Origin of the sequence: Cytobacillus sp. NCCP-133 (assembly GCF_026011715.1) — a bacterium.
GTDB lineage: Bacteria > Bacillota > Bacilli > Bacillales > Cytobacillaceae > Cytobacillus.
This window is the reverse complement of the sequence record NZ_BRVM01000006.1, coordinates 165,858-187,071: the sequence shown is the minus strand read 5'-3', so window position 1 is coordinate 187,071 and position 21,214 is coordinate 165,858. Positions and strand designations below refer to the sequence as shown.

Annotated in this window: 19 protein-coding genes; 10 read left to right on the top strand and 9 right to left on the bottom strand. The window is 44.4% G+C overall.

What is annotated here, in order from left to right:
* Positions 1–451 precede the first annotated feature (451 nt).
* Together NCCP133_RS10060 and NCCP133_RS10055 are read right to left on the bottom strand one after the other, a co-directional pair.
* A complete protein-coding gene (locus NCCP133_RS10060; protein ID WP_264804804.1) occupies positions 452–1,867 on the bottom strand; it encodes a PAS domain S-box protein in 1,416 nt (471 codons plus the stop codon).
* 359 nt (positions 1,868–2,226) lie between these two features.
* Positions 2,227–2,502, bottom strand: coding sequence for an alpha/beta-type small acid-soluble spore protein (locus NCCP133_RS10055; protein WP_264804803.1), 276 nt, complete (start codon positions 2,500–2,502; stop codon positions 2,227–2,229).
* A gap of 178 nt (positions 2,503–2,680) precedes the next feature.
* On the opposite strand from NCCP133_RS10055, the gene NCCP133_RS10050 reads away from it, so the two are divergent.
* The 9 genes from NCCP133_RS10050 (at position 2,681) to NCCP133_RS10010 (ending at position 12,218) form a co-directional block, all read left to right on the top strand.
* Positions 2,681–2,917 carry a CsbA family protein gene (locus NCCP133_RS10050; RefSeq protein ID WP_264804802.1) on the top strand — a complete coding sequence of 79 codons (237 nt, stop codon included), beginning with the start codon at positions 2,681–2,683 and terminating at the stop codon, positions 2,915–2,917.
* 392 nt (positions 2,918–3,309) lie between these two features.
* The gene (gene uvrB / locus NCCP133_RS10045; protein WP_264804801.1) at positions 3,310–5,289 is read left to right on the top strand and encodes an excinuclease ABC subunit UvrB; all 1,980 of its coding nucleotides are present in this window, start codon (positions 3,310–3,312) and stop codon (positions 5,287–5,289) included.
* A 7-nt stretch (positions 5,290–5,296) separates the two neighbouring features.
* Complete coding sequence (gene uvrA, locus NCCP133_RS10040; RefSeq protein ID WP_264804800.1) at positions 5,297–8,173, top strand: excinuclease ABC subunit UvrA; 2,877 nt, start codon at positions 5,297–5,299, stop codon at positions 8,171–8,173.
* A gap of 470 nt (positions 8,174–8,643) precedes the next feature.
* Positions 8,644–9,357 carry a DUF459 domain-containing protein gene (locus NCCP133_RS10035; RefSeq protein WP_264804799.1) on the top strand — a complete coding sequence of 238 codons (714 nt, stop codon included), beginning with the start codon at positions 8,644–8,646 and terminating at the stop codon, positions 9,355–9,357.
* 181 nt (positions 9,358–9,538) lie between these two features.
* A complete protein-coding gene (locus NCCP133_RS10030; protein WP_264804797.1) occupies positions 9,539–9,883 on the top strand; it encodes a hypothetical protein in 345 nt (114 codons plus the stop codon).
* A 282-nt stretch (positions 9,884–10,165) separates the two neighbouring features.
* Positions 10,166–10,480 (top strand): hypothetical protein, encoded by a 315-nt coding sequence (locus NCCP133_RS10025; RefSeq protein ID WP_264804796.1) that lies wholly within the window; start codon positions 10,166–10,168, stop codon positions 10,478–10,480.
* 23 nt (positions 10,481–10,503) lie between these two features.
* Complete coding sequence (locus NCCP133_RS10020; RefSeq protein ID WP_264804794.1) at positions 10,504–11,613, top strand: DUF4097 family beta strand repeat-containing protein; 1,110 nt, start codon at positions 10,504–10,506, stop codon at positions 11,611–11,613.
* Positions 11,614–11,660: 47 nt separating this feature from the next.
* Positions 11,661–11,855, top strand: coding sequence for a PspC domain-containing protein (locus NCCP133_RS10015; protein ID WP_264804793.1), 195 nt, complete (start codon positions 11,661–11,663; stop codon positions 11,853–11,855).
* Between the two features lie 3 nt (positions 11,856–11,858).
* Entirely contained in the window at positions 11,859–12,218 is a 360-nt protein-coding gene (locus NCCP133_RS10010) for a phage holin family protein (RefSeq protein WP_264804792.1), read from the top strand.
* A gap of 288 nt (positions 12,219–12,506) precedes the next feature.
* Here the strand turns inward: NCCP133_RS10010 and NCCP133_RS10005 are convergent, their stop codons facing one another.
* The 7 genes from NCCP133_RS10005 to NCCP133_RS09975 form a co-directional block, all read right to left on the bottom strand.
* The gene (locus NCCP133_RS10005) at positions 12,507–13,169 is read right to left on the bottom strand and encodes an N-acetylmuramoyl-L-alanine amidase (protein ID WP_309298052.1); all 663 of its coding nucleotides are present in this window, start codon (positions 13,167–13,169) and stop codon (positions 12,507–12,509) included.
* A gap of 238 nt (positions 13,170–13,407) precedes the next feature.
* Positions 13,408–14,139, bottom strand: a complete 732-nt coding sequence (locus NCCP133_RS10000; RefSeq protein ID WP_264804790.1) for a GntR family transcriptional regulator — start codon at positions 14,137–14,139, stop codon at positions 13,408–13,410.
* Positions 14,140–14,173: 34 nt separating this feature from the next.
* Positions 14,174–14,899, bottom strand: a complete 726-nt coding sequence (nagB, locus tag NCCP133_RS09995) for a glucosamine-6-phosphate deaminase (RefSeq protein WP_264804789.1) — start codon at positions 14,897–14,899, stop codon at positions 14,174–14,176.
* A complete protein-coding gene (nagA, locus tag NCCP133_RS09990; RefSeq protein ID WP_264804788.1) occupies positions 14,896–16,086 on the bottom strand; it encodes an N-acetylglucosamine-6-phosphate deacetylase in 1,191 nt (396 codons plus the stop codon). Before nagA ends, nagB begins: the two co-directional genes overlap by 4 nt.
* Positions 16,087–16,440: 354 nt before the next feature.
* A complete protein-coding gene (murQ, locus tag NCCP133_RS09985; RefSeq protein ID WP_264804817.1) occupies positions 16,441–17,346 on the bottom strand; it encodes an N-acetylmuramic acid 6-phosphate etherase in 906 nt (301 codons plus the stop codon).
* A complete protein-coding gene (locus NCCP133_RS09980) occupies positions 17,346–18,416 on the bottom strand; it encodes a DUF871 domain-containing protein (RefSeq protein ID WP_264804787.1) in 1,071 nt (356 codons plus the stop codon). The genes murQ and NCCP133_RS09980 overlap by 1 nt, the downstream gene beginning before the upstream one ends.
* 87 nt (positions 18,417–18,503) lie before the next feature.
* Positions 18,504–19,883, bottom strand: a complete 1,380-nt coding sequence (locus NCCP133_RS09975; RefSeq protein WP_264804785.1) for a PTS transporter subunit EIIC — start codon at positions 19,881–19,883, stop codon at positions 18,504–18,506.
* 375 nt (positions 19,884–20,258) lie between these two features.
* Between NCCP133_RS09975 and hprK the strand changes: the two genes are divergently transcribed.
* Positions 20,259–21,191 carry an HPr(Ser) kinase/phosphatase gene (hprK, locus tag NCCP133_RS09970; protein ID WP_264804784.1) on the top strand — a complete coding sequence of 311 codons (933 nt, stop codon included), beginning with the start codon at positions 20,259–20,261 and terminating at the stop codon, positions 21,189–21,191.
* Positions 21,192–21,214 lie beyond the last annotated feature (23 nt).

The following is a 21,214-nucleotide window of genomic DNA, read 5'->3' as shown; positions in this document are numbered from 1 at the left end:
ATGTTTGATCTCTAGGAGATTATCGCATATAAAAAAGCGACAAACCATGTGGGCGTAGTTTGACGCTTACTTTGTTGGCAGGACCCCTTCCAGAAGGAAAGAACCCCTTCTTACAGGGCTTGTCTTATGCCTGTCGTCCCTGGACAAGTCGCCTCCACATTTCGGTTTGTCTAGTTGCGGCTCCTAGGGACTCGGGGTCATAAGCCAATCCCTTCCAGAAGGAAAGAACCCCTTCTTACAGGGCTTGTCTTATGCCTGAGGCCCGCAGGACAAGGAAGGCTTCGTCAGCAGATTTTTTGGCACGAAGAAAAAAGCGGTAGCTTTTTTTTAGGTTAAACATCGCACGAACAAAATCGGCAGCTTTTAGGAGGATGCGGGTCATGCAGACGTTGCCACAGGACGTGGCGTTCTTAGTCTGCGTTCCTTCATGGGCAAGGAGCCCTCACTTTTCTTATAATAGAGGCAATGTGACCCTCACAGTTGTCCCTTCATTTTCCTTACTGTGGATGTAGAGGTTGCCGCCATGATTCTTAATGATTTTTTTGCAAATCATGATGCCAAGGCCTGTCCCTTTTTCCTTCGTGCTATAAAAAGGCTCTCCTAGCTTGGCGAGGCGTTCTTCAGGAATGCCGATTCCTTCATCCTCCACGCTGATTATGACAAAATTGTTGTCCTGGCGGATATCCACATTTATTTTTCCGCCCACAGGCATGGCCTCAATGCTATTTTTTATAATGTTAATTAGGACTTGCTTGATTTTGTCTTTCTCACATTTCACATGGAAATCGCTCTGTGAATGCGTCAATTCAATTAAGATATTTTCCATGACCGCCTGGCTGTTTAAAAGTGTAATCACACTTTTCACAACTGTAATCAGGTTGGTTTCTTCCATTTCGGTAATTTGCGGCTTGGCCAGGACGAGTAAATCGTTGACGATATCTTCAATTCGTTCAAGTTCATTCAAGATCACTTCTGCAAAGTCGCCTTGCCTTTCTTCATTTAACAGCTGTGTAAATCCTTTTATGGCAGTGAGCGGATTGCGGATTTCATGGGCGATTCCTGCTGCCAGCTGGCCGACAACAGATAGTTTCTCCGCATTCTGCAGCTTTTCTTCCGTCTTTTTCTGGCCCGTTATATCTTTTATGATAATTTGATACACTTTTCTATTTTTAAAGGTGGTCGGGATCAGCTGCACTTCAGCTTTCCTTGTTTGGGCATCTGTCCGGATCAAGTTCAGCTCAAAATTCACGCTTTGCTTCGTTTGAAAAAAATCGTCTAGGATGGAATGTTCGGAAGGGGGAGTGTAGTCGTGGAGCGCAGTGCCGATTATTTCCTTGCTGCTTGTGAATCCAAAGAGCTTCTTGCCTTCATTATTAATATAAGTCCAAATGCCTTTTTGTGTTACCATCCCGATTGTATCCTTGGAATATTCGACTAGAAAACGGTACTTCTCCTGTGTTTCAAGAATTTCCTCTTCCATCGTAATTCTCTGAGTCATATCCCTGATTATGCAGATCATTTCTTTATCATCATTAATGACGGAAAAGTTCGCTTCCAGCCATAAATATTGACCTTCGCTGTGCCGAAAGCGGAAAGTTACCCGGCAGTGGGGGCGGTGATCGAGCTCTGCAAAAGCATCTTTCATAAGATCCCGGTCACTTGGGTGACAATATGTAAAAAGGCTGCTTCGGTAAAATTCCTGCTGCGAAAGCCCAAGCATTGGCAAGCAGGAAGGGGAAACATATAAAGCAATTCCTTCCTTTGTTACTCGCGCAATGATATCGCTGGAATGCTGGATGGCCAGCTGCAAGTTCCTTGCTTCTACCTTGTCAGCGAATATGTCGGCGTGATTTTCTGCCATGATCATTTTTTCATCCCTCCTTTTTAAAAAGTGGTACTTTTCCATTATTATACATCACTCTTCCCCTTTGACATATAGGATAAATATCACCTTATTGGATTGGGAAACTAAAAAAAGACATTGGAATAGGCCCCTTTCTGATAGAAAACGTTTAATCTCTTCCACAAGAATTTTTATGCTTTTTGATAAATCTTCCGAGGAAGCATGTGCAAAGGAAATTCAAATGGGCAATTGGGCTCTCATAGTAGGTGCTGCCGGGATTAATCAGCATCTTTTTTGCATGAGCCTGACCGTTCAGCAGCAGGAGATGACAGGATTGCATTCTCAAAGTTCACATTTAATTCAAATTAGAATGCCGGACATTCCTATTGCTCTTTCATCCGCTCCTGTGCCATACGGACGAGTTCCTTGACCATGCTGCCGCCAATTTTTCCGCCTATATTTCCGGCTTGTTTAGACGTTAGACGTCCGTTATAACCGTGCTTTAAAGGCACCCCAACTTCTTCTGCCACCTCGTATTTCACGCTATCCGGGTTCTGGCTGTCTGCTTGGTAACCCTGTTTCGCCATGACCCGGCTTTTCAGCTGATCCAGTGCCGGTCTCGATTCTGCCACTATAGGACAGCGTTTTCTCCTTGCCATAACCTTCTGCCTCCTTGAGTATCTTTTTTCTTAGTATGTGCTGATCCAAGGAATTTACCACTAATCAATAAGATATATGAATAAGAAAAGACTTGTACATCTTTTTGTGAAAAGCTATGCTATTGGTAGATAATTGGTCTTTGAAATTTTGTGAACAAAACAAGAGAAGGTGTTTTTCATGGCGTTAAAGTACTTGTCAGCTCTTATCCTTCCTGGACTGCTTGTATTGCTTTTCACGAGAGTAAGCTATAATCGTGTTGTTGGGCTGGTACTGACAGTGGGGCTTATTGCCGCTTCTGTTTATAAAGGGTACACAAATTCACTGTTCCTAATTGTTTTAGATGCATTTTCACTTACAGCTGGCTTTTGGTACGCACAAAAAATGAAGCCCAAAACGAAGCCAAGCGCACAATAATTCTGCAAAGCCTGTCGAGCATACTTATCGACAGGTTTTTTAAATTATTTCTGCTTTGAACTGCTTTTTCGTCCCCGCGGCAAAAGCTCTAAAAGGGATTCAATCAAACGTTTGATTGATTTTCCTGTCTTTAATCAAACGTTTGATTAACTATTGTTCGACATAGCCCTCATTTTTTCAACATATTTCCCAAGCAATAACTTACCTGCAAAAATAAAAAAAACGAATATCCGTTCGCATATTGTTGGTTTGTTTTATGGTGTTTGTGGTAGAATGATGATATGAGTTTTGAGTAAAAAACTGACAAATCAGCAGCATCCCGTCATTCATCCACTATTAGCTGATTTGTGTTTAATATAAATAAAAGTATTTCTTTAACGGGAGGCTTTTAGGTGAAGGATCAATTTGAATTAGTTTCAAAATTTTCCCCTCAGGGCGATCAGCCGAGGGCCATAAAAAAAATCGTGGAAGGAATCAAATCCGGCAAAAAGCACCAGACCCTTCTGGGAGCGACAGGTACAGGAAAAACCTTCACGATATCGAATGTGATTCAAGAAGTAAATAAGCCAACGCTCGTCATTGCGCATAACAAGACGCTTGCAGGGCAGCTTTACAGTGAGTTTAAAGACTTTTTTCCGAACAATGCTGTTGAGTATTTTGTCAGCTATTATGACTACTATCAGCCGGAGGCGTATGTGCCTTCTACAGATACTTTTATTGAAAAAGACGCGAGCATAAATGATGAAATTGATAAGCTTCGCCATTCGGCAACTTCTTCCTTGTTTGAGAGGAACGATGTCATCATCATCGCCAGTGTTTCCTGTATATATGGCTTGGGTTCACCTGAAGAATACCGGGAGATGGTCCTGTCTCTCAGAACGGGTATGGAGATCGAGAGGAATCAGCTCCTCCACAGGCTTGTTGATATCCAATATGAGCGCAACGATATTGATTTCCAGCGCGGTACTTTCCGCGTTCGCGGGGATGTCGTTGAAATTTTCCCGGCATCACGTGATGAGCACTGTATCCGAGTAGAGTTTTTCGGAGATGAAATTGACCGGATCCGTGAAGTGGATGCCCTCACTGGCGAGATTATCGGAGAGCGCGAACATGTCGCCATTTTCCCGGCTTCCCACTTCGTAACACGTGAAGAAAAAATGCGGATCGCCATCCAAAATATTGAAAAAGAATTGGAAGAACGCCTGGCTGAATTACGGGAGAACGACAAGCTGCTTGAAGCACAGCGCCTGGAGCAGCGAACCCGCTATGATCTTGAAATGATGAGGGAAATGGGCTTCTGTTCAGGTATTGAAAACTACTCGCGGCATCTGACGCTTAGGCCGGCAGGATCGACTCCGTATACCCTTCTGGATTATTTTCCGGAGGATTTTCTGATTGTTATTGACGAATCACACGTAACGCTGCCGCAAATCCGCGGAATGTTCAACGGTGACCAGGCAAGAAAATCGGTGCTTGTGGATCATGGCTTCCGTCTGCCTTCTGCTATGGATAACCGGCCGCTGACTTTCACCGAATTCGAGCAGCATGTGAATCAGGCTGTTTTTGTTTCGGCAACACCTGGTCCTTATGAACTCGAACATACTCCGGAAATGGTTGAGCAAATCATCCGTCCGACTGGATTGCTTGATCCAACGATAGATGTCCGTCCAATTGAAGGGCAAATCGATGACCTTATTGGCGAAATCCAGGAGCGCATCCAGAAAAACGAGCGTGTTCTTGTAACCACTTTGACGAAGAAAATGTCTGAGGACTTAACTGATTACTTAAAGGAAATCGGCATTAAGATCCAGTATCTGCATTCAGAAGTCAAAACGCTTGAGCGGATTGAGATTATCCGCGAGCTCCGTCTAGGAAAATACGATGTCTTAGTCGGAATCAACCTTCTAAGAGAAGGTCTTGATATACCCGAAGTATCACTTGTGACCATCCTCGATGCAGATAAAGAAGGCTTCCTTCGTTCCGAGCGTTCTCTTATTCAGACGATGGGGCGGGCTGCGCGTAATTCAAATGGCCATGTCATTATGTATGCCGACCGGATCACTGATAGCATGGAAAAAGCCATAAGTGAAACAAATCGCCGCCGTTCCATTCAGGAAGAATACAATGAAAAGCACGGCATAACACCAATGACTATACAAAAAGATATCCGCGATTCAATCCGTGCAACTCATGTGGCAGAAGAGCAGGAAGAGTACCAGCCGTCAGCTAAGCTTGGCAAGCTGAACAGAAAAGAGCGTGAAAAGCTGATTGGCGATATGGAAAAGGAAATGAAGGAAGCGGCAAAAGCCCTCAACTTCGAAAGGGCAGCCGAGCTTCGCGATTTACTATTAGAGCTAAAAGCGGAAGGATGACGTAAGCATGGCGATGGATAAACTGATCGTAAAGGGTGCCAGAGCCCATAATTTAAAAAATATCGATGTCACCATTCCGAGAGATCAGCTTGTTGTTCTGACAGGGCTTTCCGGATCCGGAAAGTCTTCACTGGCTTTTGATACAATTTATGCGGAGGGGCAGCGCCGATATGTTGAGTCTTTATCAGCTTATGCCCGCCAATTCCTTGGACAAATGGATAAGCCTGATGTGGATGCAATCGAAGGGCTGTCACCTGCGATTTCAATTGACCAAAAAACCACAAGCCGGAATCCGCGTTCCACAGTTGGAACGGTGACGGAAATCTATGATTATCTGCGATTATTATTTGCAAGGGTTGGGCGTCCGACATGTCCAAACCACGGCATCGAAATCTCCTCTCAGACCATTGAGCAAATGGTCGACAGGATTATGGAATACCCGGAGAGAACTAAGCTTCAGGTTATGGCTCCGCTTGTATCCGGCAGAAAAGGCGCCCATGCTAAAGTGCTTGAGGATATTAAAAAGCAGGGCTTTGTCCGTGTTCGTGTAGATGGAGAAATGATGGATCTCGGTGAAGAGATTGAATTGGAGAAAAACAAAAAGCATTCCATTGAAGTGGTCATAGACCGAATTGTTGTAAAAGAAGGGGTCGCGCCGCGTCTGGCGGATTCATTGGAAACGGCCTTAAATCTCGGAAATGGCAAGGTGCTTGTCGATGTAATCGGTGAGGAAGAACTGCTATTCAGTGAAACCCATGCCTGCCCGCAGTGCGGATTTTCAATCGGAGAGTTGGAGCCGAGAATGTTCTCCTTCAACAGTCCTTTCGGTGCTTGCCCGGATTGCGATGGACTAGGTTCTAAGCTTGAAGTGGATGTAGACCTGGTTATCCCGAATAAGGAGCTGTCACTAAAGCAGCACGCCATTGCACCATGGGAACCAACGAGCTCCCAATACTACCCCCAGCTGCTTGAGGCGGTTTGCAATCACTACGGAATCGATATGGGTATCGCTGTTAAAGATATTCCCGAGCACTTATTGGACAAGGTATTATACGGGTCCGGAAAAGATAACATCTATTTTCGCTATGAAAATGATTTTGGCCAGATAAGGGAAAATAATATCCGTTTTGAAGGCGTCATCCGAAACGTAGAGCGCCGCTACAAAGAAACAAGCTCTGATTACATCCGTGAGCAAATGGAAAAGTACATGGCCCAGCATCCATGCCCTGCATGTAAAGGCTACCGCCTGAAATCAGAAAGCCTTGCAGTGCTAGTGTCAGGGAAACATATCGGCCATGTGACGGCTTTCTCCATTGAAGAAGCTTTTAGCTTTTTCGAGAATCTGACTCTTTCTGAAAAAGAAATGAAGATAGCCAATCTCATTTTCCGCGAAATTAAAGAGAGGCTTGGATTTCTGGTTAATGTCGGCCTTGATTATCTGACATTGAGTCGGGCGGCTGGTACCTTATCAGGCGGAGAGGCCCAGCGTATCCGCCTTGCAACCCAAATCGGGTCTCGGCTGACAGGTGTCCTTTATATCCTTGACGAGCCTTCAATCGGTCTCCACCAGCGTGATAATGACCGGCTGATCGATACACTTAAAAATATGAGAGATATCGGCAATACGCTGATCGTTGTCGAGCATGATGAGGATACGATGGTTGCTGCCGATTACCTGATTGATGTTGGCCCTGGCGCCGGTGTCCATGGCGGCCAAATCGTTTCAGCAGGCACGCCGCAGGAGGTAATGGATGATCCTAACTCTTTGACTGGACAATACCTGTCAGGGAAAAAGTTCATCCCGCTCCCTATCGAGCGTCGGAAGAATGACGGGCGCTTTATTGAAATTAAAGGAGCTAAAGAAAATAATTTGAAAAATGTGAGTGTCAAATTCCCTCTTGGCACCTTTATTTCCGTGACTGGCGTGTCCGGTTCCGGCAAAAGTACTTTAATCAATGAAATCCTTCATAAAAGCCTGGCGCAAAAGCTGAATAGAGCGAAGGCTAAGCCTGGTGAACATAGGGAAATTAAGGGCATCGAGCATTTGGATAAAGTCATTGATATTGATCAATCGCCAATCGGAAGGACACCGCGATCCAATCCGGCTACTTATACGGGTGTGTTTGATGATATCCGTGATGTCTATGCATCAACCAACGAAGCGAAGGTGCGCGGCTACAAAAAGGGGCGTTTCAGCTTTAACGTAAAAGGCGGACGCTGTGAAGCCTGCCGTGGCGACGGAATTATCAAAATTGAAATGCACTTCCTGCCTGATGTGTATGTACCATGCGAAGTCTGCCATGGAAAGCGGTACAACAGGGAGACACTGGAAGTGAAATATAAGGGCAAGAATATTTCCGAGGTTCTCGATATGACTGTTGAAAATTCACTCGAGTTCTTTGAGAATATCCCGAAAATCCGCCGCAAGCTGCAAACGATTTTTGATGTCGGTCTTGGCTACATTACACTGGGCCAGCCGGCAACCACTCTGTCTGGCGGAGAAGCGCAGCGTGTAAAACTGGCCTCCGAACTGCATCGCCGCTCAACGGGACGATCACTTTATATTCTGGATGAGCCAACAACCGGCCTGCACGTGGATGACATTTCAAGATTGCTGGTCGTCCTTCAGCGGCTTGTTGAAAATGGCGACACCGTATTGGTAATTGAACATAACCTCGATGTCATCAAGGCTGCGGACTATATCGTTGACCTTGGACCGGAAGGCGGAGATAAAGGCGGCACCATTCTTGCAGCCGGCACCCCTGAAAAAATCGCCGAAGTAGCTGAGTCCTACACAGGTAAATACCTTAAACCAATTCTGGAAAGAGACCGCCTGAGAATGAAACAGCAAATCGAAGATAAAGAAGGCGTCACAAACGCATAAAAAATGGGAAGCAGTGCCGGAGGGAACTGCTTCTTTTTTTTATAATATCAGAATTTATATCCTTTTGAACTTAGATAACTGTCTAGCTCCAGGCGCCTTGCGCTTTTTTATCCATTCGCTGTCGTGTAACAGGATGGAAAGCCTGTTCGGAATAAAAGTTTTTATAATCCCCCAGTTTTAAAAAACAGACCTTACTGAAATTAATAGTTTCCAAGAGTATTTAAAAAGGAAACCGGGTAAAGAGAATGAGCAATCCATAAAAATTAGCAAAAAAGCAGTTTCACTAGTAGTAATTAGAAACCAAATTTAAGGTTATCGGGTCATTTATTAATTTTATCGGTCAGTTCACACAATATATCGGTCAGAATTTGAATATAACGGTCACTTCGCGTTCTATCAATTTTACAGTATCTCCAATGTGGAAATAAGATATTTCACCCGCTAATTTCAACAAGAAAGGAAAATACACGATGAAAAAAGGAATCTATATTCTGACAGGCATATTCCTGCTGGGACTTGGAGTATACCTTTCTATTACCTTTCTAGGGGAAGGAAAAAAGGCAGATAGCGGCAAAACAATTGTCGCATTCGGAGATTCACTTACCTACGGATATGGGGATGAAACGAAAGAGGGCTATATCGGCAGGCTTGAGAGTAAGCTGAACAATACATATCCAGATAAACACTACCAAATAAAAAATTATGGCGTGTACGGTTACAAATCTGCTGATGTTTTAAAAAAGATGATCAATCCGAAAGTGGCAGAGGACCTTTCCGATGCAGATCTATTTATAGTCTATATCGGTACAAATGATTTACTGAAAAGCAATGGCGGTGATTTGTATCCGCTCCATCATGATAAGCTCGTTGAGGCCAAAGATGTGTATGAAGATAAGCTAAATGGGATCTTGGAAACATTGGAAACCGCCAACAGTGATGCGCCAATTATCCTCCTTGGACTTTTTAATCCCTATCCCGACGGGGACCAAATTGAAGCATATATTGATCATTGGAACGAAGCCATTCGAAAAAAAGCGGAGGAAGACAAGAATATGACCTATATTTCTACCAATGAGCTTTTTAAAGGGAAAAACAAAAAACAGTATTTCGCCGATTCTCTTCATCCGAATGGAAAAGGCTATGAGCTCATCGCAGATAAAATTTTGAAAGACTATTCCTTTTAATCCTTAGAGTTTTTTGTTAAAACTATTTTGCATGGAAAAAGTTTTCAATGATTTGCATTTCCCCGCATCCATCATTGATAACACAATGTAATGTTTCAGCAAAAAGGATGTAAACAAGCTGCGTTATACTTGTAACTAAGGGAATTTTTAGATAAGTCAGGAACAGAATGGGGAGGTCAAAATGGAGGACTATTTGGAGAAGTCATTAGAGGAATGGAAAGAGGATATTTCAGAGGTATTGGATCAGATTAATAATGAATACGAAGATGTGAAAAAAGAGCTGAAAGTGTATTCCTATAAATATGGAATTACAAAGCAGGTGATCCAGTCCACCGTGAACGAAGAGATTATTGATAATATCCGTGAAATGTATCATAAGCCTTTTGAAGAAAAGTACAACGAACTCAAAGAATACATACGAGATTTGGATGAGAAAAGAAAAGTATTCCAAATGTTTGTGAATAAAATTGATGAAGTGAAACGAAAGGAAGCGCCAAGAACGGATTTGTCCGCTTCCTACAAATAAGAAATGGAACCGTCTTTGCATAAAGGCGGTTTTTTTGTAATATCAGAATTTATATCCTTTTGAACTTAGATAACGGTTTAGCGCAATGCGCCTTGCGCTTTTCTTATCTACGCCTTTTGGCTATGGAAGCCTAAGCCTGCAAATGTATTTTTGCAAAAACAGAGGTAAATCTCCCTGCGGTTTTCTATAATGAATGAGAAAAGTGAAACGCCATTTGGATTCAGAAAAACGAAACCTTGCATGCTCCAAGTGCGTATGTAAAAGGGAAAGGAGCTGAAGACAATGGAAACGAGAAAAGTGCTATCTGCGTTAAGCTATTTCAGCATTATGTTCGCAGGTTTTATATTTCCGCTGATTGTATTTTTTGCTTCAGGAGATCCGGAAGTAAAGCGGCATTCCAAGAGTGCCTTTTTATCGCATTTAATTCCGCTTGTCCCTGTGCCATTTTTCATGTTTGCAGGAGTGACACAGTTTACAGTAAATGAGCAGGATATCCCGGTGTTTTTTCTGGTTAGTGTCGGAATCGCTATTATTCTAAGTTTAATCGTCTTAATCTGGAATATTATTAAAGGGGTAAAAGTCCTTATAGAAGAGTAAATATATTGAGGAGGGTCCAAAAAATGAAAGAGGAACGGAAACGCATATTAAAAATGGTTGAGGAAGGCAAGCTGACAGTTGATGAAGCTTTGACACTTATGGAGCAGCTTGAAAAGTCCCAGCAGACGATGGAGCAAAAACAGGGAGATTTGGTAAAGGAGCTTTCTGCTTATGTGAAATTTGAGGAAGCAAAGAAGGGAGAGCCAATTGGCTCGAAGCATCAAAGCGCCAAAGAAAAAGTGATCGATTTCGTAGATTCTGCTTTAAAGAAAGTGAAAGACTTTGACCTTGATTTCAATTTTGGCAAAAGTATTGAAATCTCGCATATTTTCCAGCATGCAGATGCCTATTTAAAGGATTTGGACATTGATGTTGCCAATGGAACAGTCAAGGTGGTTCCGTGGGATCAAAGCGATGTCCGTGTTGAATGCCATGCAAAAGTTTACCGTGTTGAAACTCAGGATCAGGCCCGCAGGAATTTTCTAAAGGAAGTCATTTTTGCCATTGAGGGAGAAAAGCTGCGCTTCTCCACACAGCAAAAGTGGATGAAGCTCGATGCGGTGATCTACATTCCAAAAGCAAAATATGAAAATGTGAAAATCCGCATGTTTAATGGGCCGATTGAAAGTCAAAACTTACAAGTGGAAACCTTTAAGGCCAAAACTGCTAACGGAAAAATCACAGTTCATGATCTAAACAGCAAATATGTCGAAGCGGAAACGGCAAATGGGCAGATTACGATCAAAAGAAGCCGTGTCGAGCGTCTCGAAGCTGAAACACTGAACGGCGCCATTTTAGCAGAGGGAGATTTTAAGAAGGCTGAACTTCAATCTTTTAATGGCAATGTGACTTGCAGAGCGGAAAATGAACCTTGCGAATTCATTGAAGCGAAGGCAGCAACGGGAAGCATAAACCTGTTTGTGCCGGACTTTGCCGCTGTCAGCGGAGAGCTTAGGACGAACCTGGGCAGTTTTCATGTAGACATCGAGGGTATTGAAGTAATAGAGGAAAAGAGCGAAGTGATTCAAAAGATGATGCGCTTTAAGTCTGTGAAGGAAGCGGATAGCGGGCTGAAGCTGGCGGCTGATTCAAAAACTGGTGCCATTACGTTAAAAAGATCATCAGCCTGGTAATCCCTTTCCTCGGGAAAGAGGCGCTTTAACGATAGGAGGGAAGCTTTATGAATAAGCTTGCACGCTCACGAACCAACAGAAAAGTGGCCGGTGTGTTAGGCGGCCTTTCCAAATCAATCGGCCTAAATCCTTCGATATTAAGGGTGATCTTTATCGTCCTGCTTTTTACTACTGGGGTATTTCCGATGGCATTGATTTATGCACTGCTGGTATTTGTACTGCCGAATGAAGAGGTGCTGTAATCGATGAGATGGATTATCGGTATATTGATTAATGCCGTCCTTTTTATGGCTATTGCTGGCTTCTTTAAGGATTCGTTTTACCTGTCTGGGTTTGGTGCGGCCGTCGGGGCCAGCTGCATGCTTTCGATTTTAAATATTCTTGTGAAGCCAATCCTGATCATATTGACATTGCCGGTCACGGTTCTAACGCTCGGCCTATTTCTGTTCGTCATCAATGCAGTGACATTAATGATTACAGACGGTTTCATGGGAGACTCCTTTGAAATTGCCGGGTTTGGCACCGCCATTCTCGTTTCGGTCATCATGTCGATTGTTAACTTGGTTATCCAAAAAGCCGTACTGGAACCGGCGAGGGAAAAATAAAAAATTGTGTCAGGATTGGATCATAAAAAGGAGGATGGGCATACAGACTCGTTGGCATAGGGATAAAATGAACATCCGGCGAAATGTGTGAAAGGTAAGATGAATTTTAAAACAGGCAGGACAAATTCTGAAACGTGCTAGATCTAATGATTAACATGAAAATATGCTGGAAAAAAATCATAATATTATGGAAAGATAATGAAATATGCTAGGGAAAAAATAACGCCCACACCGCTTATAAAATAATTCCAAACACAAAGAAGCCAGCACACCAAGTGCTGGCTTCTTCTATTCAGTAATTACCGCCTTAAAGCCGTTCTTCTGCAAATCATCTGCGAGTTTTTCAGCTTCCTGCTTTTCAAAGAGTGTGACCTGAACCTTGAATTGCTTTGGCCCGTCCGATTTCCGTTTGAGGCAATATTGTTCTGCGATTGCTTTTACAATGGCTAGGGCACAACGTTTTCGGTATGCCGGTGTGCGGAGGAGTGCAGCTTCTTCTTGGTTTGTCATAAACCCGCATTCCACCAGGACAGCTGTCATTTTCGTCTCGCGAAGGACGTGGAAGTCTGCCGTTTTAACACTGCGATCGCGCAAGCCGGTAGCATTGATTAAATTCCGCTGTATCTTTTGTGCCAGCTCCAGGGCTTCCAGCGGCCTTGATGGATAGATGAAAGTTTCAATGCCGCCGACGCTGTTCCAGCCGCCCGTTCCATATGCATTCGCGTGAATGGACACATAGCAGTCTGCATCCAGGTTATTGGCAAAGTCGGTCCTTTCTTTCAAAGGGACATCTCGCTTGTCCGAATGAGCGTAATAGACAGCCGTATTTTGATAGTTTTCGAGCAGACCTTTTGCAAGCGATGCAACAGCCCGGTTAAACTCATATTCCTGCATGCCATTGGGCGTTTGCTTTCCGGGGGTATCATACCCATGTCCTGCGTCCAGTATCATTTTCAAGATTTATCTCTCCTTTCGAAATCAAGTATTCTTCTAAGAAATCAGAAATCCTAATTCAAATTCACACCAAAAGTGCGCCTCTGTTTTTATTCCTCACTTATATAATATGGACGAACCCTCGAAAAGGACATGGCTAAATGAAATAAGCTGAAAAAAAAGAGAAAGTCCGATATGGGACCTTCTCCTATCGCAGTCTAATGGGCTGTGAGCCCCCACAAATGGAAGTTTCTCTTTATTTTGTGGCACGCTGCATCGTATGAACAAATTTGTACCGGTCGGCGCGGTAGGCTGATTTTACGAGTTCAAAAGGCGTTCCATCCTGTAAAAATGAGGTTCTGACGATGAGCAGGACAGGGGAGCCTTGCTCAACTTGCAGATGCTTGACCTCTATTTCCTTAGCAATTGAAGCTTCGATCTGCTGTGTGGCCTCGCTGATGGTCAGCGCCAATTTCTCTTCGATATATTGGTATAGAGATTTGTTGATAATCTCATCTGTAAGGCCTTTTACGAGATTGGCAGGGAGGTAAGTGGTTTCCAATGCCATTGGCACGTTATCGGCCAGACGAACACGCTTAATTTCATAGATTGGTGTATTTTCTTTAATCCCCAGTTTTCTGGCAAGCTGCTGTTCTGCAGGGATGATTTCAAACGAGATGAGACGGCTGCTCGGCTCCATTCCGCGTTCTTTCATATCTTCTGTAAAACTGGTCAGGCCCTGCAGCTTCTGTTCCACTTTTTGTTTGTTGACAAAAGTGCCCCTTCCCTTTTGCCTGTACAGATATCCATCGCTCACCAGGTTATTCAGGGCTTGCCTGACCGTCATCCTGCTGATCTGGTACTGTTCAGCATATTCCCGTTCGGACGGAATGGCTTCATCCGGCTTTAAAATTCCGTTTTCAATCAAGTGCTTAACATATTCCTCTAATTGATGATAAATCGGAATGGGTGACTGTTTATCGATCATTGGAAATTCTCCTAACACGATTTTTCTAAAAATATTATACCAGACTCAGTGCTGCTTCATCGGCAATGATGGTCACATTTGAATGAACTTTGAGGGCTGATGCCGGAAATTGCTCATTTGCTTCTCCGTGCACTAGCTGCGTAATGGCTTCTGCTTTGGCTGAACCAGACGCGAGCAGAAGGATTTCCCGGCTATCCAGAATAGAGGCGATTCCCATCGTGATGGCATGGGTTGGAACCTTATCCATTGACTCGAAAAATCTGGCATTTGCTTTTCTAGTGCTCTCTTCCAGCTTCACCACATGTGTCCGGCTGGTAAAAGGAGTGCCTGGTTCGTTGAAGCCGATATGCCCGTTTTGGCCAATCCCTAAAAGCTGCAAATCAATATCAACAAGGTCCTTAATTAGCTGTTCATAGCGCTGGCATTCCTGGTTTATATCATCTGCATCCCCTTTTGGGAGATGGGTGTTTACCTGCTGAATGTCAAGGTGGTTAAAAAGACCACTGTTCATAAAATACCGGTAGCTGTTCGGGTCAAAAGGGGGCAGCCCGATATATTCATCCAAATTGACCGTTGTAATCCTTTTATAGGAAGTGCCGTTTTCCATATGATCTTTTATAAGCTCATCGTAAACTCCTTTTGGCGTGCTTCCGGTAGCGAGTCCTAACGTCATGTCTGGATTGGAACGGATTTTTTCAATCATCAGATGTGCCGCTTTATGGCTCATATCCTGATAATCGGCTGCTGGGATGATGTTCATGAAGGCTTCACCTCACGTTCAAAAGCTTTTACTCCTCTGCAGAAAGTCATGGAAACTTCAAGATTTTTATCGAGTACGACCAGGTCGGCATCCTTTCCTTCAGAAATGCTGCCTTTCCGGTCGTATATGTTGAGCTGCTTGGCCGGATTGCTGCTTGCAAGGCGAACGGCTTCCATTAAAGTAATATCTGTAAAATCAATCATATTTTGAATGGAATCTTTCATTTTTAAAATACTGCCGGCAAGCGTTCCATCTTCAAGCAGAGCTTGGCCGTTTTCAACCGTAACATTCTGCCCGCCCAGGTCATAATGTCCATTTTTCAGGCATTTCGCTCTCATCGAATCGGTAATCAGAATCATCCCGTCTAAACCCTTGGCATTGAGGGCGAGCTTAATCATTTCAGGGCGGACGTGAATGCCATCCGCAATCATTTCAACAATTAGCTCTTTCAATAGCAGAGCACCTCCGGCTACACCTGGTTCGCGGTGATGCAAGCCTCGCATGCCATTAAAAAGATGGGTCACCTGAGTGGCGCCTGCTTTTGCGGCTTGTTCCATTTCGGTATAAAGGGCATCACTATGGCCAATTGAAGCAACAACGCCATTTTTACTCAAATAGCGGATGAACTCATAGCCGTCTGCCTTTTCCGGCGCCAGCGTAATCAGCTTAATGGTGTCGTTTGCTTTGTTTTGCCAGCGCTTGAAAAGCTCGATATCTGGATCAAGAATATGATTCCTTGGCTGGGCCCCAGCTTTTGACTCGTTAATAAACGGACCCTCAAGGTGAATGCCAATCACCTCAGCCTTGCCAGATGAGTTTTGTTCTTTTTGATAGAGTGCTGCATTCGTCAATGCGGCTTCAATCTTTTCTTTTTCCTGTGTAATGGTAGTCGCCAGAAAGCTGGTTGTCCCTTCTTCAGGCAAAACTGTCGCCATCGTTGTGAGAGCTTCCGGCGTTGCATCCATTGTATCTGCTCCGCCTACCCCATGGATATGGACATCAATAAAGCCCGGACTGATGGTTAAGTCAGGGGAGAGGTTTATAACTTTTGTATTCTCGTCGACAGCGGGCAGCTCATCCATGCTTCCCGCTTCTATGATTTTTTCATTTTCTATTAATATAAAACCGCTATCCAGCAGGGTGTTTTCTAAAATGATTTTTGCGTTTTTTAAAAGAAGACGGTTCATTACGTTCATCTCCGTTCCATTCTTGTTTAGTGGTATATCTCCATTATAAAATTTTTAAATCTAGATGTCTATACCAGTTTATGTGAATGTGTACTTGAATGCCTTGGTCTATACAACTAAAAGAAAAAGGATCGAAAGCACAAGGGCTTCCGGTCCTTTTAAAAGGTTTCGAGGATCTATTAAAATAATGGCTGTTAAAATCCATTTCTCGCGGTTATAACAAAAATCTCGCGGTTATACGCTTATATAGTAAGATTACTGCTGATCTATCAGTTTTTCGCTGATTAGTTGAAATAGATGCTTCTATTTTTATTTTGAACAATATGATTTCCGGCAGAAACCCATAAATTGTTCCTATCTCGAATGAAATTCCGTGATTGCTTTCCGCAAATAGCCATTATGCTTTTCTAAAAGCACTGCAGCCCTTTCACTTTCCAAGCCAGTTAAAATTTGCAGAATAGCCGCCTTCGTATTATGCTTTTGCTCCAGCAGGGCAGCTTTGGCTTCTTCGTCACTTGCGCCAGTTGCCATTTTGACGATATTTTCAGCGCGCTTAAACAGTTTTTCGTTCGTCATTTGCACATCCACCATCAGGTTCCCATACACTTTTCCGAGTTTGATCATGGAAGCTGTCGTCAGCATGTTGAGCACAAGCTTTTGCGCCGTCCCTGCTTTCATGCGGGTAGAGCCTGTCACCACTTCCGGCCCGGTGATGGGGGCAATCGTATATTTAGAGATTTTCTCCATTTCAGAATCCTTTGTGCAGGCAACTGAAACGGTAACGGCTCCGACTTCATTTCCGTACTGAAGCGCGCCGATGGTATAGGGAGTGCGGCCGCTCGCTGCGATTCCCACAAGCACGTCTTTATCCGTCAATCCAATATCGATTACATCCTGGCGGCCTTGCTCACTGTCATCCTCAGCGCCCTCAATCGCTTCGGTCATCGCTGCTGTGCCGCCTGCGATAATGCCGACCACCATTTCAGGATCGGTTCCATAGGTCGGCGGGCATTCGGAAGCATCGATAATGCCTAGCCGACCTGAAGTCCCAGCACCTGCATAAATCAGGCGGCCGCCTTTCTTAAAGCTGTCCGCAATGGCGTCAACCGCTTTTACGATGTGTGGAATTTCCCTTGCGATGGCATTAGGCACAATGGTATCTTCCTGATTGATGATGGTAATGATTTCTTCTGTTGTCATTAAATCGATTTCCATTGTTTTAGGATTTCTCTGTTCTGTATTTAGCTTTGTAATATTCATCATTTATCCCTCGCCAATAATTGAAATTTGGTTCCCGCCTTGATTTGATCTAGAAGGGGGAGGTCTTCCTCTGCGACTCTCGCAATCACATTGACGCGCTCATCCTGTGGCAGATCTGATAACGCAATTTGCATTTCACCTGCATATCGTCCGTATAAGACATTATCAACCGTTACCATGCCTTTTTTACGTTCAAGCTGGTTAGCAGGTTCCCATTTCTTTTCTCCCTGCTGTGCGTATGACCTTGATTCGACTGACCGGACCACATCCAGCGCAGGATCCATACGGTTTGTATGAATTTGTGCAAAAAGATCCCCAGGGTACTGACCGCCAAGGAGTTCAACACGAAGAGGTACAACTCCCTCTGAGATTTTTGCCAATTGATCCAGTGTCTCGTCCTTCACTGAATGATCGCCGATTAACACTTTATCTGTATAGCAGCTGTTCATCAATTCGGCCGCCGCCGCAGCAGGGGAGAAGCTTCTATGCTTTTCCAGTGTCGGCAGTCCAGCGAAAATAGGACCGCGAAGCTCGCCATCGCCGGGTACAAACGCCATAGTGATCACGCCCATGCTTTTGAGAAATTGGTTTCTTTCTTTTAAAAAAGAGGCCGCCAAACCAGTTTCGGGCCGCGGGTAAAAATTGTGCCAGGCCTCTACATTGCTTGCGTTCAATCCAAGATCCAGCCACTCATCCAGTTCTTCTGCAGTAATCGTACTCGCATTGATTCCCAGTTTCATTTTTTTAGAGAGTTCTACGATTTGAGAGGAGGAGAATCCGTAATCCGCGCGGATGCCAGCAAGACCCCAGTCAAGAAGGGTGTCAATCGAGTTCCACTCCAATCCCAAATGACCGAGCGATTGCGGAGAAGCATCTGCCAGAAGCTCCATCCTATGCTGTCTGGCAATAGCTCCGAGCTCCTGCAGCAAATGCTTGTACCTGCTGTGGCCGTCTTCGGGAATATGAAGGGAAGTGAAGATGGATGTAAGGCCAAAGGAAGCTGCCCGCTTAATCCATTCCGCGTTTTGGGCCTGGCGTTCTTCTGATAGATAGACTGAAATTCCAAGCATGATGCTCACCTCTGTTAAGTCGGAATTTTTAAAAAATATGCTGTCATAAGGAAAGAAGGAGGAAAGGCTCCTCCTTCTTCATTTTTCTTATATATTCTTAGCCATTTCCTCTTTGAATCCAAACATCCAAGTGAATAGGAAGCCGAAGGCATAGGCGATCAATAAACCGATCAGATATAGCACAATTTGGTGCGTGTGCACGAGGAAGGCAAGCGGTATGCCGGAAACCCCAATGGCAATCGTAGCAATTTTAAAGAATGCCTGGAAAGCGCCGCCGACAGCGGCCCCAAGACATGCTGTCAGGAACGGGCGTCCCAATGGAAGGGTAACCCCGAAAATAAGCGGCTCGCCAATGCCGAGAATTCCAACAGGGAGGCCGCCTTTGATGACTTTTTTCAGACGGGCATTCTTTGTTTTGAAATAGATGGCAAATGCTGCACCAACCTGTCCTGCTCCGCCCATGGCCAGGATTGGCAGAAGCGGGTCATCGCCGATGGTATTGATTAATTCCATATGAACGGGTGTTAAACCTTGATGCAAGCCTGTTACGACAAGCGGAAGGAATGTACCGGCAAGTACTAATCCGGCAAGGATGCCGCCAACATCAAGAATGCCAAGCAGCCCTTTTGTGATAATGTCAGAAAGGAATCCGCCGACAGGCTGAAGAACGAAGAATGTCGCAAATCCTGTGATTAATAATGCAAGTGTTGGTGTAACAATAATATCAATAGCGGATGGAACTACTTTTCTGATTCTTTTTTCAAGGAAGGCGATTAGTGCAGCAGCAAGCATGACACCAATTAATCCGCCTCGTCCAGGAACGAGTGCTTCGCCGAAAAGAGTAATATTGGCCAGGCCCGGATTGATGAGAAGAATACCGGCCGCACCGCCCAGGGCAGGGGATCCGCCAAATTCCTTCGCTGTGTTAATACCCACAAATACGCCGAGGTAGCTGAATAAGCCCCAGCCGATCAAGCTAAGCATTTGTACAGCGGTTGATTCTGGATCAGCGCCGGAGCGGATCACTACGTTGGTAATCCCCGCAACCAAACCTGATGCGACAATCGCTGGAATTAGCGGGATGAAAATGCTTGCAATTTTTCTTAAAAATAACTTGAATGGAGTTGCATTTTTCTCATTGAGTCCAGCTTTCGTACGAGCTGCCAGTCCTTCCAAGGAAGTGTCAATCTCCCCGTCATCATCAACAGACGCCACATTCATTCCTGTCATTCTCGAAACCTCGTCTGCCACTTTTGTGACAATTCCAGGTCCAAGAATGATTTGCAGTGTTTCTGCTTCCACAACGCCCATTACACCGTCAATATCCTTGATGCCTTCAAGGCTAACCTTGCTTGCATCAACCGGTTTTACACGAAGGCGGGTCATGCAGGAAGCCAGTTCTGCGATATTGCCGGTGCCGCCTAACTGCTCGGTAATCTCTTTCGCCAAACGCTCTTCTTTACGCATCAGCTTTTCCCCCTCTTTTTTTAAAAAATAGAATACAAGTGCAAAAAACTAGTAAAGTAAATGAATTCGCTTACATACTAATATTACCAAGTAACAGTATAGTTGTCTATACCATTTACTCATATTTTTGAATTGTTAAATAAATGTGTTTGCATTACCATACCTATACGCAGCAGATACAGAAAAATTGTCCATACCAAACCGGATTGAGCAAAAGGACCCAGCGTAAACTTTTGTAAAAATCGTCTTCATAAATTTGGTTCTGAGCTGAAAAGTGCTAAAATAGAAACAACCTATTTATATAAGAAATTAGAAGAATGTTCTTTAATATAGAAAAATCATCCGAGAAGTGCCAGCATAAAGGAGGAGCTCATAATGGTAAAAGTGCGCACAAAAGATATTATAGAAAAATTCGGTCTTGAGCTGATCGCCGGGGAGGAAGGCATCAACCGGCCGATTAGCATGAGTGATATTTCACGCCCTGGCCTTGAGATGGCCGGCTATTTTGATTACTATCCGGGCGAACGGGTTCAGCTGCTTGGAAAAACGGAGCTCACCTTTGCAGAGAAATTAAATGATTCCGATCGGGGGAGCCGACTGGAACGTTTATGCACGGATATTACACCGGGCATCATTATCACGAGGTCGCTTGAAATTCCGCAAGAACTGATGGAAGCGGCTGAACGCGAGTCTGTTCCGCTTCTTCGCACGAAGCAAAAAACAACCCGATTCTCCAGCCTGCTGACCAATTTTCTTGAAAGCAAGCTGGCCCCAACAACTGCAGTCCATGGGGTATTGGTCGATATATATGGGATAGGAGTGCTGATTACTGGAAAAAGCGGTGTCGGTAAAAGTGAAACGGCCCTTGAACTCGTAAAGCGCGGCCATCGCCTCGTTGCAGATGATTGTGTGGAAATCAGGCAGGAGGATGAAGATTACCTGGTAGGAAACTCACCGGAACTCATCGAGCATTTGCTTGAAATCCGCGGTCTTGGCATCATTAATGTCATGACACTGTTTGGAGCAGGTGCAGTCCGCAGCTATAAAAAAATCTCCGTTGTCATGAATCTGGAGCTGTGGGATCAGAAAAAGCAATACGACCGCCTCGGCCTTGATGAAGAAAAGATGAAGATCATCGATACGGAAATCACGAAGCTGACCATCCCGGTTCGCCCTGGACGTAACCTGGCTGTTATTATTGAGGTAGCAGCCATGAACTTCCGCTTAAAACGGATGGGCATGAATGCGGCCGAACAGTTTACAAGCCGCCTGTCAGATGTGATTGAGGACGGCGATGAGGATCGTTAAGCTTATAAAAGGCGGACCTCCCG

Coding starts and splice junctions, on each gene's coding strand:
- NCCP133_RS10060 (WP_264804804.1), bottom strand. CDS start 1,867: ATGATCATGGCAGAAAATCACGCCGACATATTCGCTGACAAGGTAGAA.
- NCCP133_RS10055 (WP_264804803.1), bottom strand. CDS start 2,502: ATGGCAAGGAGAAAACGCTGTCCTATAGTGGCAGAATCGAGACCGGCA.
- NCCP133_RS10050 (WP_264804802.1), top strand. CDS start 2,681: ATGGCGTTAAAGTACTTGTCAGCTCTTATCCTTCCTGGACTGCTTGTA.
- uvrA (WP_264804800.1), top strand. CDS start 5,297: ATGGCGATGGATAAACTGATCGTAAAGGGTGCCAGAGCCCATAATTTA.
- NCCP133_RS10035 (WP_264804799.1), top strand. CDS start 8,644: ATGAAAAAAGGAATCTATATTCTGACAGGCATATTCCTGCTGGGACTT.
- NCCP133_RS10030 (WP_264804797.1), top strand. CDS start 9,539: ATGGAGGACTATTTGGAGAAGTCATTAGAGGAATGGAAAGAGGATATT.
- NCCP133_RS10025 (WP_264804796.1), top strand. CDS start 10,166: ATGGAAACGAGAAAAGTGCTATCTGCGTTAAGCTATTTCAGCATTATG.
- NCCP133_RS10020 (WP_264804794.1), top strand. CDS start 10,504: ATGAAAGAGGAACGGAAACGCATATTAAAAATGGTTGAGGAAGGCAAG.
- NCCP133_RS10015 (WP_264804793.1), top strand. CDS start 11,661: ATGAATAAGCTTGCACGCTCACGAACCAACAGAAAAGTGGCCGGTGTG.
- NCCP133_RS10010 (WP_264804792.1), top strand. CDS start 11,859: ATGAGATGGATTATCGGTATATTGATTAATGCCGTCCTTTTTATGGCT.
- NCCP133_RS10005 (WP_309298052.1), bottom strand. CDS start 13,169: ATGATACTGGACGCAGGACATGGGTATGATACCCCCGGAAAGCAAACG.
- NCCP133_RS10000 (WP_264804790.1), bottom strand. CDS start 14,139: ATGATCGATAAACAGTCACCCATTCCGATTTATCATCAATTAGAGGAA.
- nagB (WP_264804789.1), bottom strand. CDS start 14,899: ATGAACATCATCCCAGCAGCCGATTATCAGGATATGAGCCATAAAGCG.
- nagA (WP_264804788.1), bottom strand. CDS start 16,086: ATGAACCGTCTTCTTTTAAAAAACGCAAAAATCATTTTAGAAAACACC.
- murQ (WP_264804817.1), bottom strand. CDS start 17,346: ATGAATATTACAAAGCTAAATACAGAACAGAGAAATCCTAAAACAATG.
- NCCP133_RS09980 (WP_264804787.1), bottom strand. CDS start 18,416: ATGCTTGGAATTTCAGTCTATCTATCAGAAGAACGCCAGGCCCAAAAC.
- NCCP133_RS09975 (WP_264804785.1), bottom strand. CDS start 19,883: ATGCGTAAAGAAGAGCGTTTGGCGAAAGAGATTACCGAGCAGTTAGGC.
- hprK (WP_264804784.1), top strand. CDS start 20,259: ATGGTAAAAGTGCGCACAAAAGATATTATAGAAAAATTCGGTCTTGAG.